The following is a 16394-nucleotide window of genomic DNA, read 5'->3' as shown; positions in this document are numbered from 1 at the left end:
TGGGGCGCGGCCCCTGCCGTTCGGCCCGACGCCGGTCTCCATGGGCGACGAGTGCCGCCTGGCGAGCGCCGCCAACGTCATGGGCGCCCTGGACGGCGACCCGCGCGTCCTGGAGACGGTGAAGGCGGGCGAGCGCGTCCGCGTGGAGGGCACGCCCTAGGGGCGGCGCCGTAGGGCGGTTTCGCCCGTGCGGCGGGGGAGCGGCCCCCGGGGTCAGCCCCCGATCTCCTCCAGGAACGCCTCGACGGCCCCGGCGATCACCGCCGGGTGCGTGACGTGCGGGTGGTAGGCCGCCTGCTCGACCGGCCGGGACCGCAGCAGCGGGGCGGTCCGGGACAGCTCGGCGGCCGCGGCCGTGCGCACCACCTCGGGGAACCTGGTCGGCGCCCCGGGCGGCGCGGGCATGTGCCCGGTGCAGACCAGGGACAGCACCGGCACCAGCAGCCGGGGGTACACCCGCTCCGGCGCGAACTCGTCGAACGCGTCCATCGCCGCCCGCATCCCGCGCGGCCCCGGGCGGAGCGCCACCAGGCCGTCCGCGGCCGCCGCCGCGCGGATCGCCGAGGCCTCCAGCGTGGGCCCCTCCCCGCCCAGGGCGCGCAGCCGCTCCAGGAGGCGGGAGAACTCCTCGGCGTCCTGCGGGGTGCGCGACGCCGCGAGCTGTTCGGCGGCGTAGGCACGCGCCAGGTCGACCTGGATCCCGGCGGCGTCGGCCCCCGTGCCCAGCGCCTGCGCGGCGCGCTCGGCGTCCGGCCAGGCGACGCCGTCCAGGTTGACGGCCCCGGCCAGGTCCGAGCGGCGGGAGGCGGCGCAGGCGGCCGCCGCCCCGCCCAGGTCGTGCCCCACCACCAGGGGCCGCTCGGCCCCGAGGTGGCCGAGCAGGCGGATCAGGTCGTCCACCAGCCCGTCGAGGGACCAGGGGGCGTCACCGGAGCGGCCGTGCCCGCGCAGGTCGGCGGAGAACACCGGGCGGCGCACGGCCAGGATCCGGGCGACCCGGTCCCACTCCTCCAGCGTGCCGCCGAGCCCGTGCAGCAGCACCACCGGTACGGGGGCGCCCTTCCCGCGACCGCGGGGGCGGGGGTCCCCGCCGTACCGGCGCACGGCCAGCGCCGGGTTCCCCGGGGCCTGCAGCTCGTCCGGCGGCGCCGCCGCGTCCGCAGGTGCCGCGTCCGCAGGTGCCGCGTCCGCAGGTGTCGTCTCGACCATGGATCGTCCCTCCTGTGCGCGGCCACGCTAGCGCCGCGCCCCCGTGCGGCACTGACGGATCGCTGACGCCGGACTGAGGAGGGCCTGCGGTAGGGTCGGCGCCTGTGACCCTTCCCGCGCTCCCCGATCTCGTGGCCTTCGCCGGGCACCGCGTGCACGTGTGCCGCCGGCGCGAGGCAGGAACCCTGCTCGACTGGCTCGGCCGGGACCTGCGCGGGCAGGTGGTCCTCGACGTCGCGGGCGGCGACGGCTACTGGGCGGGGCAGGCCCGCAAGCGCGGCGCGCGCGCCGTCTCGGTCGACCTGGCGCGCGGCAAGATGCTGCGCGGCTCCCGGCTCCGGCACGCCCCCGGGCTGGTCGAGGGCGACGCCCTGCGGCTGCCGTTGCGCGACGCCTCCGTCGACGCCGTCCTGTCGGTCTGCGCCATCGAGCACTTCGACGACGGCCCCGCGGCCCTGGACGAGATGGCCCGGGTGCTGCGGCCGGGCGGCCGCCTGGTCATGTCGGCGGACTGCCTCTCCCGCCGCGGCGCCTGGCCCCGGCTCTTCGAGGCGCACCGGCGCCGGTTCCACGTCCAGCGCACCTACACGCACGAGGAGCTCACCGGCCTGCTCGCCGAGCGGGGCCTGGGTGTGCGCGGGCACTCCTACCAGTTCCGCGGCCGGGCGGCCGAGCGCGTCTACCTGTCGCTGTCGGCCTACGGGGGCCGGTACGGCTTCAACGCCGCGGCGCCCCTGATCCCCCTGGTGGCCCTGGCCGACGGCGCCGCCCCGAACACCCGGGGCAGCATCGTGCTCATGCGCGCGGTCAAGGAGGCCTGACCGGCCCCGGGCGGCCGTCCCGGAGCCGTCCGCCGGACGCCGGAGGGACGCGCTCCGAGACGCGCGTCGCCTTCGCCGGTGCCCGGGTTCACATCCGCCCGCCGGATGTCCGCATCCGGTCATGGGACCTCCTGCGGGGAACCGCGGGCCGGGTGCGGAGCGATCACCCCCACGAGCGACCAGCGTCTTTCGTGTGAAATGTCCTGGTTGGCGTTGAATGTCAGATTAAAAGTTCTTTAACCGTCAGCGGGTAGCGTTCGTCCGCGGACGGTGTGGGGCCACCGTTCCGCGGGGCCGCATGAGGACATCGGGGGTGGATGTGCAGGCCGATCTCACGAGAATCGACGCTGCCGACGTACTGGAGCTGCGGGTCGGCGACGCCGGCGGGGGAGCGCTGGCGCTGCGGCGGCACGGCCAGAGCGACGGAGGGCTGCTCCCGGTCGAGCGGGTCGTCCGGGCCGGGGGCAGCCTCAAGGCGCCGCTGGAGGGGCTGCCGCTCGACGACGGGGAATGGGACGTGCTCTGGGTCGACGGCGACGGGCGCGCCGTCCCGGTCGACACCACCGACACCGGCGTGCACCTGTCCGACCGCGCCGCCTACCTGCGCCGGCCGCGCCGCCGCGAGTTGCGCGCGGTCCGCGACGCCGAGGGGCGCCTGCTGCTGCGCGCCACCACCGTCGAGCCCTACGCCGAGGTGGACTGGGTGGAGCCCCCGTCCCCCGGCGGGGACACCGTGGCCGTGCGCGGCGTGCTCGCCTACACGCCCGACCCCGAACGGGAGGGCGCCCCCACGCTCGTCGCCCGCCAGCGCGGCCTGGACGGCGTCGTCGAGGCCCCGGCCGACCTGGACGGGCGCGCGTTCTCCTGCGCCGTGCCGCTGGAACCGGCGGCCCTGCTCTTCCGGCCCGAGCGCCCGCACAACGAATGGGACCTGTGGCTGCGCCTGCCCGGCGGCGCCGAACTGCGCCTGGCCGCGCACGCCGACGACATCGCCGACAAGAAGCGCAAGATCGTCTTTCCCCCGACGGTTCTGACCGGCGGCGGCGCACCGGTCCGGGTGCGCCCCTACTTCACGGCCAAGAACGAGCTGTCGCTGCTGGCCGTCGCCGACGGGGGAACGAAGTGAAGATCGCCTTCGTCATCGCCAACGCCTACGGCCTGGGCGGCACCGTCCGCACGGTCTACAACCTCGCCGAGGGGCTGGCCCGCCGCCACGAGGTGGAGATCGTCAGCCTGGTGCGGCACAAGGACGAGCCGTTCTTCTCCGTGCCCGACGGGGTGCGGATGCGCCCCCTGCACGCGATCGGCGCTGCGGCCGGAAAGGCCGGGGACCGAGGCGGGGCCGAGGAGCGGGGAGGGCTGGCCCAGGCGTGGTGGGACCGGCGCGCCCGGTCCGTCGTCCCGGAGGCCGAGCGGGAGCGCAACAAGAGCTTCACCCCGCGCGCCGTGCACGGGCTGCGCCGCTACCTGGCCGGGACCGGCGCCGACGTGGTGGTGGGCACCCGCCCCGGGGTGAACCTGCTGCTGTCGGCGTGGGCGCCGGACCGCGTGCTGGCCATCGGCCAGGAGCACATCAACCTGGGCGAGCACACGCCGCAGGTCCGGCAGGCCATCGCCCGCCGCTACCCGCGCCTGGGCGGCATGACCGTGCTGACCTCCGCCGACCGGACCGCCTACCGGGACCTGCTGGGCGCCGACGACGGCTGGCTGGAGGTCATGCCCAACCCGCTGCCGCCGCGCCGCCTGCCCCGCTCCACCCTGGACAACCCGATCATCGCCGCGGCCGGGCGGCTCTCGCCGATCAAGCAGTACCCCAAGCTGCTGGACGCCTTCTCCCGGGTGGCGCGCGAGCACCCCGAGTGGCGGCTGCGCATCTACGGCGGCGGCGACGGCGAGAAGAAGCTGCGCAAGCAGATCGCCGACCGGGGCCTGAGCAACCAGGTGCACCTGATGGGCCGCACCAAGGACATCACCGGCGAGCTGGCCAAGGCCTCGCTGCTGGCGGTCAGCTCCCGCGTGGAGGGGTTCGGGATGACCATCATCGAGGCCTTCTCGGTGGGGGTGCCCGCGGTGAGCTTCGACTGCCCGTACGGGCCGCGGGAGATCATCGACCACGAGGGCGACGGGCTGCTGGTGCCCGACCAGGACACCGAGGCGCTCGGCGAGGCGCTGCTGCGGCTGGTGGAGGACCGGGAGGCCCGCGAGCGGATGGGGGGCCGGGCCCTGGTGTCGGCCGAGCGCTACGCGCTGGACGGCATCGTGGAGCGGTGGGAGGCGTTCCTGGAGCGGCGGCTGGCGGAGTCGGGGCGGCGGCCCCGCCCGCACGCGGTGTCCGGGCCCTAGCGCCCGATCCGGGAGGCGCGCCCCGGCCCGGGCCCCCTCCCCTCGGGCGGCCCGGCGTATGGTGCCCCCATGACGACGGGTACACCCACCAGCACGCCGCCGACCCCTTCCGCGATGCGCCGGGCCCTCGCCCGCGCGCGCGACGGCAAGGCCCTCGACCCCGCTGAGGCCGAGGTGCTGCTGCAGGCCCGCGGCGAGGACCTGGACCGGCTCCTGCTCTACGCCGGACGGGTCCGCGACGCGGGCCTGGAGGCCGCCGGACGCCCCGGCACCGTCACCTACAGCCGCAACGTGTTCATCCCCCTGACCCGGCTGTGCCGGGACCGCTGCCACTACTGCACCTTCGCCACCGTCCCCGGCCGCCTCGAAGCCCCCTTCCTGGAGCCGGACGAGGTCCTCGCCATCGCCCGCAGCGGCGCCGCCGCCGGGTGCAAGGAGGCGCTGTTCACCCTCGGCGACCGGCCCGAGGACCGGTGGGAGGCCGCCCGCGCCTGGCTGGACGAACGCGGCTACGACGACACCCTGTCCTACGTCCGCGCCATGGCGATCGCGGTGCTGGAGGAGACCGGCCTGCTGCCGCACCTCAACCCGGGCGTGCTGTCCTGGGCCGGGTTCCAGCGCCTCAAGCCCGTCGCCGCCTCCATGGGCATGATGCTGGAGACCACCTCCGAGCGGCTGTTCGCCGAGCCGGGCGGGCCGCACTACGGCAGCCCCGACAAGGACCCGGCGGTGCGGCTGCGCGTGCTGGAGGACGCCGGGCGCTGCTCGGTCCCCTTCACCAGCGGCATCCTCATCGGCATCGGCGAGACGCCCGCCGAGCGCGCCGACTCGGTGTTCGCGCTGCGCCGGGCCCACCGCGCCCACGGGGCGGTGCAGGAGGTGATCGTGCAGAACTTCCGCGCCAAGCCGGGCACCGCGATGATGCACCGCCCCGACGCCGGCCTGGAGGACCTGGCCGCCACCGTGGCCGTGACCCGACTGGTGCTGGGCGCCAAGGCCCGGGTGCAGGCCCCGCCCAACCTCATCGGGGACGAGTACGGGCTGATGCTGCGCGCCGGGATCGACGACTGGGGCGGCGTCTCCCCGGTGACCCCCGACCACGTCAGCCCCGAGCGCCCCTGGCCCGAGGTGGAGGAGCTGGAACGGCGCACCGCCGAGCACGGGTTCTCCCTGGCCGAGCGGCTCACCGCCTACCCGGAGTACGTGCGCGCCGGGGAGCCGTGGCTGGACCCGCGGGTCTCGGAGCACGTGGCGGCGCTGGCCGACCCGGACACCGGGCTGGCCCGGCCCGGCGCCCGCCCGCGCGGCCTGCCCTGGCAGGCCCCCGACCCGGCGCTGGCCGCCGCGGGCCGCACCGACCTGCACACCGGCATCGACGCCGACGGCCGCACCGCCGACCGGCGCGGCGACTTCGACGCGGTCTACGGCGACTGGGAGGAGCTGCGCGGGCGGGCCGAGGGGGCCGCCCCGGCCGCCGCCGCGGGCGACGCCGAGGTGCGGGCGGCGCTGCGCTCGGCCGAGCGCGACCCGGCCGGGATCACCGACGACGAGGCGCTGGCGCTGCTCCGCGCCGACGGGCCGGAGCTGGAGGAGCTCGCCCGCATCGCCGACGGCCTGCGCCGCGAGGCGGTGGGCGAGGACGTCACCTACGTGGTCACCCGGAACATCAACTTCACCAACGTCTGCTACACCGGGTGCCGCTTCTGCGCCTTCGCCCAGCGCCGCACCGACGCCGACGCCTTCACCCTGTCGCTGGAGCAGGTGGCCGACCGGGCCGCCGAGGCCTGGGAGGCCGGGGCCACCGAGGTGTGCATGCAGGGCGGCATCCACCCGGACCTGCCCGGCACCGCCTACTTCGACCTGGCGCGGGCGGTCAAGGAGCGGGTGCCCGGCATCCACCTGCACGCCTTCAGCCCGATGGAGGTCGCCAACGGTGCGGCCCGCGCGGACCTGCCGGTGCGCGCCTGGCTGGAGCGGGCCCACGAGGCGGGGGTGGACTCGCTGCCCGGCACCGCCGCCGAGATCCTCGACGACGAGGTGCGCTGGGTGCTGACCAAGGGAAAGCTCCCGGCCGCCCAGTGGATCGAGGTGGTGACCGCCGCGCACGACCTGGGCCTGCCCACCACCTCCACGATGATGTACGGCCACGTGGACCGGCCCGACCACTGGGTCGCCCACCTGCGGCTGCTGCGGCGGCTGCAGGAGCGGGCGCTGGAGCGCAACGGGCGCCCGGGGTTCACCGAGTTCGTGGCGCTGCCGTTCGTGCACACCAACGCGCCCGTCTACCTGGCCGGGCTGGCCCGCACCGGGCCGACCGTGCGGGAGAACCGGGCCGTGCACGCGCTGGCGCGGATCCTGCTGCACGGGGCGGTGGACAACATCCAGTGCTCGTGGGTGAAGCTGGCCGAGGACACCTGCCGGGAGCTGCTCCGCGGCGGGGTGAACGACGTCGGCGGCACCCTGATGGAGGAGACGATCTCCCGGATGGCCGGGTCCGACCAGGGCTCCTACAAGACCATCGGCGACATCCGCGCGCTGGTGGAGCCGACCGGGCGGCCGCTGCGGATGCGGACCACGCTGTACGGGGAGGTGCCCGGTGAGCGCCGCCGGGCCGCCGAGGCCAGCGACGGGGTGGCGGCGAGCGTGCGGCGGCCGCACCTGCCCGTGGTCTGAGCCGGGCCGGAGGGAAGCGGCCGCCCCTGCCCCCGCACACCCGGGGCAGGGACGGCCGCAGCCGTCAGAACGCAGGGAGGAGGAGGGCTAGCACGCTCCGACGGCCTTCCAGGGCCCCCACTGGGAGTGCTGGGGCGTGTCGCCCCGGGTCCAGTGGCGGGCCTCGTAGACGGTGCCCTCGTAGGCGACCCGGTCGCCGCCGGTGTACACGGTGTCCGGGTCCCAGGCGGGCTCGGTGCACGGCTCGGCGGTCCCGGTGGGGCTCGGCGAGGGGCTGGGCGACTCCGACGCCGTCGGCGTGGGCGTGGGGTCGGGCCCGGGGCCGCCGCCGAGCCGGGCGGAGATGTCCTTGGCGAACCGGTAGCCGTTGGTCGCGTCCCAGTTGATGGACCAGGTCATCACGCCGCCGATGGGGCCGTAGGGCTGGGAGGGCGTGAACGAGCCGCAGCCGGTGCCCGTCTCCAGGCAGTCGAGGGCGGCGATGACGTTGGAGGTCGGCTGGTGCCCCCCTCCGGCGGCCTGCGGGGTGGCGGGCAGCCCGAGCCCGACCTGGTCGGGGCGCAGGCCCAGCTCCAGCTGGATACAGGCCTGGGCGGTGAGGAAGTCGACCGTGCCCTGGCTGTAGACCTGCTGGTCGCAGCCCATCATCGCGCCGGAGTTGTAGTACTGCATGTTGACGATGGTCAGGATGTCCGGGATGGACTCGGCCAGCCGGTAGTAGGCGTAGCTGGGCGCCTGGAAGTCGATGGTCTGCGGGGCCATGGTGATGACCAGGCCGTCGCCCGCCCGGGAGTGGAGGTCGCGCAGGGCGTCCTCCATGTACTGGGCGTTCATGCCGTGCTCCAGGTCGATGTCGACCCCGTCGAAGCCGTACTCCTGCATGAGCGCGTGGGCGCTCCGGGCGAACCCGGCGGCCTGCTCGGGGTTGGTGACGTCGACGTGGCCCTTCTCGCCGCCGACCGAGATGACGACCTTGCGGCCCTCGGCCCGCATGGCGGCGATGTCGTCCTTGAACTGCTGCTCGGTGTAGCCGCCGAGCTCGTCCGAGGCCAGGTCGAAGGTGATGCCGCCGGGGGTCCCGGCGAGGTTGTCGGCGAAGGCGACGGCGACCATGGTGTACTCGGAGGGCACCTCGGACAGCGGCATGGTCGTCGAGCCGTTGTCGAAGTTGTGCCAGTACCCGGTCAGCCAGGGGCCGGACGCGGCCCCGGCCGGGGCCGCGTCCGCGGCCGGCTCGGCGTCCGTGGGAGCGGGGCCGGAGGGCGGCAGGAGCGCGAGCGCGGCGGCGATGCCGCCGGCCGCTGCCGCGATGGCGGCGAGGGCGCCGCGCGTGCGGAGGGGGCGCATGGGGGAAACTCCCTTGTCCGATTTCCGTGAGCGGGTGACGGCCGTGACAAGCAGACTGCGCAGCGGTGCAAGAAACGTAAGCGGCGGCCGGGGTGGCCGTCAATGGAACAGAAAAGAAAGTTTTCGATTTGGTGGGCTCCCCCGGGGCCGGGGCCTGATCCGGGGAACACGCCCTACGGCGGGTCGACGTGCCCCGGGGGCTCGCGCAGGTCGAGACGGCGGCGGACCGCCTGCAGCGTCTCGTGGCCGATGGACCCGTCCCGGTAGAGCCGGTTCAGCGCCTCCCGCTGGGCGCGGGCCAGCTCCTGGCGGAGGAACAGGTCGCCCCGCACCCTCCGGCTCACCCGGGAGCGGGCCGTCTCGTCCTCGCCCAGCACCGCGCGGGCCTCGCGCACCTGGAGCTTGAGCATCTGGCGGTGGCGCTCGGCGGCGCGCTCGTCCACCTTCTCGTCCGAGGCCAGCTCGTCCAGCCGGGACAGCGCCGCCCGCCCCATCGCCTCCTCGGCCACCGCGTACTCGCGCCGGGTGTCCTCCCCGCCCGCCAGCCCGGTCCAGCGCAGCACCAGCGGCAGCGTGGCCCCCTGCCCGACCAGGGTCCCGAGCACCACCACCGCCGCGAAGTACAGCAGCACGTCGCGGTCGACGAAGTACCCGCCGTCCAGGGTCCGGGGCAGGGACAGCGCGATCGCCAGCGAGATCGCCCCGCGCATCCCGCACCAGCCGATGACGAACCGCTCGCGCGGCGACAGCGACCCCGGGTCCCCCGAACCGCCCGGCCCCACCAGCCGCACCAGCGGCGGCACCAGCATCTCCCAGGCCAGACGCACCAGGACCGCCGTGCCCAGCACCGCCGCGCCGCCCAGCGCCAGCCGCACCCAGGACAGCCCGGCCACCGCCTCGAACACCGCGTGCAGCTGCAGCCCGAGCAGCACGAACAGCACCGACTCCAGGATCATCACCAGGCCGCGCCACACCGTCTGACCGGTGACCCGCACCTTCGGCGGCAGCATCCCCTCCACCCGGGTGCCCAGGTAGAACCCGGCCACCACGGCCGCCAGCACGCCGGAGAACCCGGCGGTATCGGCGGGGACATAGGCCACGAACGGCACCATGAGCGAGAGCACGAGCTGGCTGTTGGCGTCCCGCAGCCGGCGCCGGAACCACGCGGTCCCGACGGCGACGGCCGTGCCCCACACGATGCCGCCTACGACCACCTTGCCCAGTTCGAGCGCGCCCGCGCCGACCGACAGCGGCGTGGACATGGCGGTCACCGCCAGGGAGAACAGCGTCAGCGCCACCCCGTCGTTGATCAGGCTCTCGCCCTCCAGCAGGGTGACCACCCGCTTGGGGGCGCCGACCCGCTTGAGCACGGCCGCCGAGGCCACCGCGTCGGTGGGGGCGACGGCGGCGCCCAGCGCGATCGCGGCGGGCCAGCCGGTGTCGGGCAGCACCAGCCACACCATCCCGGCGATGGCGAACGCCGTCACCAGGGTCATCACCACGGCGAGCGCGATGATCGGACGCGCCTCGGCGCGGATGTCGCGGGGCGAGGAGAAGAAGGCGGCGCTGTAGATCAGCGGAGGCAGGAAGACGAGCAGGATGACGTCGGGCGGGAAGCGGATCTCGGACAGGCCGGGCACGAACCCGGCCGCGGCCCCCAACGCGACCAGAACGATCGCCTCGGGGACGCCCATCCGCCCGGCCACCAGGCGCCCGGCGAAGACGGTCACCCCGATCAGGAGCGCGGAAAGGATCAGCAGCTCGTCCGACACCCGGATATCCCCCTCCGTGCTCACCCCGCAGCCCAAGAGTGGCACCGGCTCAGGCCATCGGCCCGGTGCCACGGCGGGACACGGGCGATTCCGGCACAGATCACACGGGGGAGGGAGGGGGAGCGCGGCGTCAGCGCACCGCGATGAACGCCTCGGGGTCCCTCGGCGGCCGGTCCTTCGGCGGGGAGGCGGCGTGGCCCACGGCCACCGACCCCATCGGCTGCCAGTCCTCCGGCAGGTCCAGCACGTCGCGCACCGTGTCCGGGCAGAACATCGTGGACGACACCCAGGCCGAGCCCAGCCCCTCCATGGCCAGGCCCACCAGCAGGTTCTGCACCCCGGCGCCCATCGCCACCAGGAACATCGACCGCTCGGCCGAGGCGCGCCGCTCGTCGGGGTAGGGGTGCGCGCCGTCCGCCACCAGGCAGGGCACCACCAGGTAGGGCGCGCGGCGCAGCACGTCGCCGCGCCGGGTCCGGCGCTCGACCGCCTCCGCGGAGAACCCGTCCGCCCGCAGGTCGGCCACCCAGGCGGCGAGCATCGCGTCCAGCAGCCGCTCCCGCGTCCCCGCGTCCTCCACCAGGACGAACCGCCACGGGGTGGTGTGGTGCGGCGCGGGCGCGGTCACCGCGGCGGCCACCGCGCGGCGCACCGCCGCCGGGTCCACCGGGCGGCCGTCGAACGCGCGCACCGTGCGCCGCGCCGGGACCACGTCCCGCGAGCCGTACCGGAACAGGTCCTCGTCGGCGGGCCGCACCAGCGCCGCCGCGCCCGGCCCGTCCTCCTCGGTGACCAGGGCGTCCAGGCCGCGCACCAGCGCCACCGGCACCCCGGCCGCCTTGCCCTTGACCAGCTCCCCGGCGGCGGCGATCTCGTCGGCCACCGCGTTCACGGTGACCTGCAGAACATTGCCGTTGCCGTCGCGGCCGCCGCGCAGGTCCAGCAGCGGCAGCACCCCGGCGGCGCCGATCGCCACATCGGTCTGGCCGTTGCGCCAGGGCCGCCCGAAGGTGTCGCTGACCACCACGCCCACCCGGGCGCCGGTGCGCTCGCGCAGGCCCGCCCGCAGCCGCCGCGCCGAGGCGTCGGGGTCCTCCGGCAGCAGCAGCACGCGGCCGGGGGCGACGTTGGAGGAGTCCACCCCCGCCGCCGCCATCACCAGCCCGGTGCGGGTCTGCACGATGCGGGTGTCCCCGCGGCGCGCCACCACCCGCTCGGTCTCCTCGTCGATGGCGGACTCGCGGTCCTGCCGCCGGATCCGCCCCTCGGCCTTGCTGAGGATCTTGGAGGTGACCACCAGGACGTCGCCGTCGCGCAGCTCGGCGGCCCCGGCGATGAGCGCGGCCGGGTCGTCGCCCGGCTCCACCTCGGGAAGCCCCTTGACGGGCAGCACGGAGACCGCGTCGGCCGCGGTCACGCGCGCCGCTCCTTGATCCGCAGGCCCAGGTCCAGCGCCGCGCGCGCGATCTGCGCCGCGGCGTCGACGTCCGTCATGTACAGGGGGCGCGACTCCACCTCGACGCCGTCCACCTCGACCCCGGCGTCCGCCTCGTCGACGAGCCAGCCGTCCAGCAGGCCGGGCCCGTAGTGTTCGGCGACGGCGCGCGCGGAGGTCTCCACCCCGATCGCGGCCAGGCAGGCGTCGGCCATGCCCCGCACCGGCGCGCCGCCGATGATGGGGGAGACGCCGACGACGACGGCCTCCTCCATGGCCGCGCGGATGCCGGGAACGCCGAGGATCGAACCGACGCTCACCACCGGGTTGGACGGCGGCAGGACGACGAGGTCGGCCTCGCGCACCGCCTCCAGCACGCCGGGGCCGGGCCCGGCCTTCTCCGCGCCCACCGAGACGATCTGCCGTGCGGGGATCTGGGCGCGGTGCCGGATCCACCACTCCTGGAAGTGGATGGCCCGTGGGCCCTCCTCGCCGTCGACGACGACGTGCGTCTCCACCTGGTCGTCGGTCATCGGCAGCAGCCGCACGCCCGGCCGCCACCGGTCGCACAGCGCCTCGGTGACCGCCGACAGGGGGAACCCGGCGGCGAGCATCTGCGAGCGCACGATGTGCGTGGCGGTGTCCCGGTCGCCCAGCCCGAACCAGGTGGGTCTCATGCCGTAGGCGGCCAGTTCCTCCTTGACGGTGAAGGACTCCTCGGCGCGGCCCCAGCCGCGCTCGTCGTCGATCCCTCCACCGAGGGTGTACATCACCGTGTCCAGATCCGGACACACCCGAAGCCCGAACAGGGTGATGTCGTCACCGGTGTTCCCGATGACGGTGATTGCCGCTTCGCTCTCTTGGCCCGATACGATCCCCAGCGTCGCCTTGAGGCCGCGTAGGAACCGTGCGCCTCCGATGCCGCCGGCCGGCACGACTATCCGCATGGGGCCAAGTCTGGCAGGCTGTGGGCCGCGTGTGCGCGGCGGACCCCTGTGACGCCTGCGACGGCGCGGGCGCGCCGGACGCCGCCGCCCCGTCCCCGCACCCGTCCGGGGCCGCGGCCCCGGAAGCATCCCCGCACGCCCGCGCGGAACGGGGATTCGGCCGGTGGGCTTGACACACTGTCCATATGCAAAGCTTCCACCGTCGCGACAGCGAAGCAGCGGAGGGGAACCTCTCTTGAACAACGACGCAATCAACGGCCTGCGGGTGCCCGCGGCTTGGGCGCTGCTCGGCGCTGTGGCCGCGCGGATGCTCGGGGGCCTGATCGATGTCTTCGGGGCGGGAGACGCCGTCCAGGGATTCGCGATCTCCGGAACGGCCCTCTTCGACCCGGTCACGGTCGGGCTGGTGGCCCTGGCGGCCTTCCTGGTCACCACCGCGCCGCAGAAGACCTCCGTGAACGTGCCGATCGTGGTCGCCGGCATGGTCATGCTGGGCGTGGGGGCACTGGTGGCCCTGCTCACGCTGATCATGTCGTTCGTGAACGCCTCCGACTCCGGCATGATGGCTTCCGGGTTCTCCTCGCTGTTCGAGGTCGCCGGGTTCGGTGCCGTCCTGGCGTTCGCCCTCGTCTACCTCATCAAGCTCTTCGGGGACCCGACCCGGGTGCCGCGGGCGCAGCCCGCGCCGCAGATGGGGCAGATGGGGCAGCCGCAGGGCTTCGCGCCGCCGACCGGCGGCCAGCCCGCGTTCGGCGCCGACCCGTCGCAGACCTACGGCGGGGACCCGGCCCAGACCTTCGCCGCCCAGCCGCAGCAGGGGGTCGACCCGTACGCGCCGCAGCCGCAGGCCCAGCAGGACCCCTACCAGCAGGCGTACGGGACGGGTGGCCAGCCCGCCTACGGTGACGCTTACCAGCAGCAGGCCTACGCCCAGGACCCGTCGCAGGCTTATGGGACGGGTGGCCAGCCCGCCTACGGTGACGCTTATCAGCAGCAGGCTCAGCAGGACGCGTACCAGCAGGCCTACGCTCAGGACCCGTCGCAGGCCTATGGGACCGGTGGCCAGCCCGCCTACGGTGACGCTTATCAGCAGCAGGCTCAGCAGGACGCGTACCAGCAGGCCTACGCTCAGGACCCGTCGCAGGCCTATGGGACCGGTGGCCAGCCCGCCTACGGTGACGCTTACCAGCAGCAGGCCTACGCCCAGGACCCGTCGCAGGCTTATGGGACGGGTGGCCAGCCCGCCTACGGTGACGCTTACCAGCAGCAGGCCTACGCCCAGGACCCGTCGCAGGCGTACGGGACGGGCGGTCAGCCCGCCTACGGCGATGCTTACCAGCAGCAGGCCCAGCAGGACCCGTACCAGCAGGCCTACGACCCGTCCGCATACGCGCCGCAGCCCGAGGCGGGCGCGTCCGGCGACGCCCAGGGCGGCGCCGCGCAGAGCGGGGAGCAGGCCTCTGACCAGGGAAACCAGGACCAGCAGCCCTGGTACCGGGACGACGAGCGCCGCTGACGCCTCCGCCCCCGCCGCCCCGTCCGGCCCCCGGGCACCGGGAAATGCGCGGCAATCCCTCGGATACCGGCCCAGCGACCGCCGAGAGCGGTGCGCAACGTGGTATTCAAGGGATTGCCGCGCAACGCGCTTGACGTATCACAAGCATCACGCGTGTAATTTCAGGGTGTGTTTCACCCCTCCCGGGGGTCGAAGGGGAGGGGACATCTAGGGGGGCAATAGGAGGTGCGCATGAGCGAGGTGATCCCGCTGGCGCACGGCGCAGACGAAGATCTGGGCTGGCAGGAGCGCGCACTGTGCGCGCAGACCGATCCGGAGGCGTTCTTCCCCGAGAAGGGCGGCTCGACGCGGGAGGCCAAGAAGGTCTGCCAGTCCTGTGAGGTCCGGGCCGAGTGCCTGGAATACGCGCTGGAGCACGACGAGCGTTTCGGCATCTGGGGGGGACTCTCCGAGCGCGAGCGCCGCCGGCTGAAGAAAGCCGCCGGACAGGATTTCGATTTCCTGGCCGACATGCTCTAGGACCGGCCGTCTGCGCCGAGGGCGTGCGCTCCGGGGATCTTCACCCCGGAGTGCACGTTTTTTTATCCCGCTTTTACCCTCCTGTCGTAGAGGCGTCCCGGTCCGGCCCGTTCGCCCGCCCCGGCCCCCTCCGCCCGGATGCGGCCGACTGCGTCCCCGTGCCCCCCGTACCGCGGCGTCCGCCCCGCTCCGTCCGTTCCGCCCCCGGCCGTGCCCGGTGTGCCGTAAGGTGATCTGCCGAATGAGTCGGACCGTTTCCCGCTTAACACCCCGACCCTCGACCCCCGAGAGACCCGCAGCGTGCTAGCCCAGGACCCCGATCCCGCCCTTCCCGTCGTCACGGCCGTGATCGTCGCCCACGACGGAGAACGCTGGCTCGCGGAGGCGCTGCAGGCCGTCCGCGACCAGTCCCGCCCCGTACAGCGCGTCGTCGGCGTCGACGCGGGCAGCCGCGACCGCAGCGGCGACGTGCTCGCCGAGTACCTGGCCCCCGACGCGATCGCCGCCGCCCCCCGCGACTCCGGCTTCGGCGGCGCCGTCCGCGCCGGACTGGACCTGCCCCGGCTCAGCACCCCGTTCCCGGGCGCCGGGCCCGGGTCCACCGAGTGGATCTGGCTGGTCCACGACGACTGCGCCCCCGCACCCGACGCCCTGGAGCGGCTGCTGGCGGCCGCCGCCGACGACCCCCGCGCGGCGGTGCTCGGCCCCAAGCTGCGCGACTGGTACGACCGGCGGCTGCTGACCGAGGCCGGGGTGACCATCGACGGCGCCGGGCGCCGCGAGACCGGGCTGGAGCCGCGCGAGTTCGACCACGGCCAGCACGACGGCGACCGCCAGGTGCTCGCCGTCTCCAGCGCCGGGATGCTGGTGCGCCGGGACGTGTGGGACGCCCTCGGCGGCTTCGACCCGTCGCTGCCGGTCTTCCGCGACGACATCGACTTCTGCTGGCGGGCCGGGGCCGCCGGGCACCGGGTGCTGCTGGTCACCGGCGCGGTCGCCTACCACGCCGAGGCCGCCGCCCGCCGCCGCAGGCGCATCGGCGCCGCCGGGGACCACCCCCGCCGCCTGGACCGGCGCAACGCCCTGTTCGTGCTCCTGGCCAACCTGCCCTTCGGGGGGATGGCCGGCGCGCTGCTGCGCAACTCGCTGGGGTCGCTGCTGCGGGTGCTGACCTACCTCGTCGCCAAGCGGCCCGCCGACGCCCTCGACGAGGCGGTGGCGATCACCTCGGTGTACCTGATGCCGGGGCGGCTGGTCCGCGCCCGGTTCCGCAGGCGCCGCAACCGGCGCCGCACCTACAGCGCCATCCGGCCCTACCTGGCGCACGGCGTGGCGATGCGGCAGTTCACCGAGACCGTGGTCGGGCTGCTGTCCGGGGAGGGCGGCTCCACCTCCTCCGGGCGCCACCAGGCGGTCGCCCCGGCCGCGGGGCCGCCGGAGGACGAGGAGCTGCTCGCCGACGAGCACGGCGCCGTGCGCCGCCTGCTCACCCACCCGGGCGTGCTGCTGGTGCTGGCGCTGACGGCGGTGGCGCTGGTCGCCGAGCGGTCCCTGCTCAGCGGCGGGACCCTGGCCGGGGGAGCGCTGCCGCCCGCGGCGGGCGGGGCCTCGGACCTGTGGGCCCTGTACCTGTCGGGGGCGCACGACACCGGCGTCGGCTCGTCGGCGCCGGTGCCGCCCTACGTGGGGATCCTGGCGCTGCTGTCGACCGTCGCGCTGGGCAAGCCCTGGCTGGCGGTCACCGTGCTGCTCCTGGGCTGCGTGCCCCTGGCCGGGGCGACGGCCTACCTGCTCGCCCGCGAGGTGCTGGCC

13 protein-coding genes are annotated in these 16394 nt (G+C 75.0%); 8 read left to right on the top strand and 5 right to left on the bottom strand.

All coding sequences use genetic code 11. From position 1 onward, the window contains the following. Positions 1-13 precede the first annotated feature (13 nt). Positions 14-160: a cyclophilin-like family protein gene (locus D476_RS36560; protein WP_275041562.1), complete on the top strand. Its 147-nt coding sequence runs from the start codon at positions 14-16 to the stop codon at positions 158-160. Positions 161-213: 53 nt separating this feature from the next. Here the strand turns inward: D476_RS36560 and D476_RS0121410 are convergent, their stop codons facing one another. Continuing rightward, positions 214-1209, bottom strand: a complete 996-nt coding sequence (locus D476_RS0121410; RefSeq protein ID WP_017625968.1) for an alpha/beta fold hydrolase — start codon at positions 1207-1209, stop codon at positions 214-216. A 104-nt stretch (positions 1210-1313) separates the two neighbouring features. Between D476_RS0121410 and D476_RS0121405 the strand changes: the two genes are divergently transcribed. The 4 genes from D476_RS0121405 (at position 1314) to D476_RS0121390 (ending at position 7046) form a co-directional block, all read left to right on the top strand. Then, complete coding sequence (locus tag D476_RS0121405) at positions 1314-2030, top strand: class I SAM-dependent methyltransferase (RefSeq protein ID WP_017625967.1); 717 nt, start codon at positions 1314-1316, stop codon at positions 2028-2030. A 313-nt stretch (positions 2031-2343) separates the two neighbouring features. Next, positions 2344-3156, top strand: a complete 813-nt coding sequence (locus D476_RS0121400) for a hypothetical protein (RefSeq protein ID WP_017625966.1) — start codon at positions 2344-2346, stop codon at positions 3154-3156. Further along, complete coding sequence (locus D476_RS0121395) at positions 3153-4373, top strand: glycosyltransferase family 4 protein (protein WP_017625965.1); 1221 nt, start codon at positions 3153-3155, stop codon at positions 4371-4373. Before D476_RS0121400 ends, D476_RS0121395 begins: the two co-directional genes overlap by 4 nt. Before the next feature lie 69 nt (positions 4374-4442). Beyond that, entirely contained in the window at positions 4443-7046 is a 2604-nt protein-coding gene (locus D476_RS0121390) for a bifunctional FO biosynthesis protein CofGH (protein WP_083939597.1), read from the top strand. A gap of 87 nt (positions 7047-7133) precedes the next feature. Here D476_RS0121390 and D476_RS0121385 read toward each other — a convergent pair whose 3' ends face one another. From D476_RS0121385 to cofD, 4 genes are all read right to left on the bottom strand, one after another. Beyond that, positions 7134-8393, bottom strand: coding sequence for a glycosyl hydrolase family 18 protein (locus tag D476_RS0121385; protein WP_017625963.1), 1260 nt, complete (start codon positions 8391-8393; stop codon positions 7134-7136). Between the two features lie 173 nt (positions 8394-8566). Beyond that, a complete protein-coding gene (locus D476_RS0121380) occupies positions 8567-10165 on the bottom strand; it encodes a Na+/H+ antiporter (protein ID WP_017625962.1) in 1599 nt (532 codons plus the stop codon). A 130-nt stretch (positions 10166-10295) separates the two neighbouring features. Next, on the bottom strand, positions 10296-11582 hold the full coding sequence (locus D476_RS0121375) for a coenzyme F420-0:L-glutamate ligase (RefSeq protein WP_017625961.1): 1287 nt from the start codon (positions 11580-11582) through the stop codon (positions 10296-10298). Beyond that, positions 11579-12547: a 2-phospho-L-lactate transferase gene (gene cofD, locus D476_RS0121370; RefSeq protein ID WP_026123722.1), complete on the bottom strand. Its 969-nt coding sequence runs from the start codon at positions 12545-12547 to the stop codon at positions 11579-11581. The genes D476_RS0121375 and cofD overlap by 4 nt, the downstream gene beginning before the upstream one ends. A gap of 235 nt (positions 12548-12782) precedes the next feature. On the opposite strand from cofD, the gene D476_RS34075 reads away from it, so the two are divergent. The 3 genes from D476_RS34075 to D476_RS0121355 form a co-directional block, all read left to right on the top strand. Next, entirely contained in the window at positions 12783-14063 is a 1281-nt protein-coding gene (locus tag D476_RS34075; RefSeq protein ID WP_051061812.1) for a hypothetical protein, read from the top strand. A gap of 231 nt (positions 14064-14294) precedes the next feature. Next, the gene (locus tag D476_RS0121360) at positions 14295-14582 is read left to right on the top strand and encodes a WhiB family transcriptional regulator (protein ID WP_017538535.1); all 288 of its coding nucleotides are present in this window, start codon (positions 14295-14297) and stop codon (positions 14580-14582) included. Positions 14583-14882: 300 nt separating this feature from the next. Next, positions 14883-16394: glycosyltransferase family 2 protein (locus D476_RS0121355; protein WP_040726795.1), on the top strand; the 1512-nt coding region annotated here is incomplete at its 3' end.

Source organism: Nocardiopsis chromatogenes YIM 90109, from assembly GCF_000341185.1.
GTDB classification, from domain to species: Bacteria; Actinomycetota; Actinomycetes; order Streptosporangiales; family Streptosporangiaceae; genus Nocardiopsis_A; species Nocardiopsis_A chromatogenes.
Note: the sequence above shows the minus strand (reverse complement) of the source record. Positions and strands in the feature narration are given on the sequence as shown.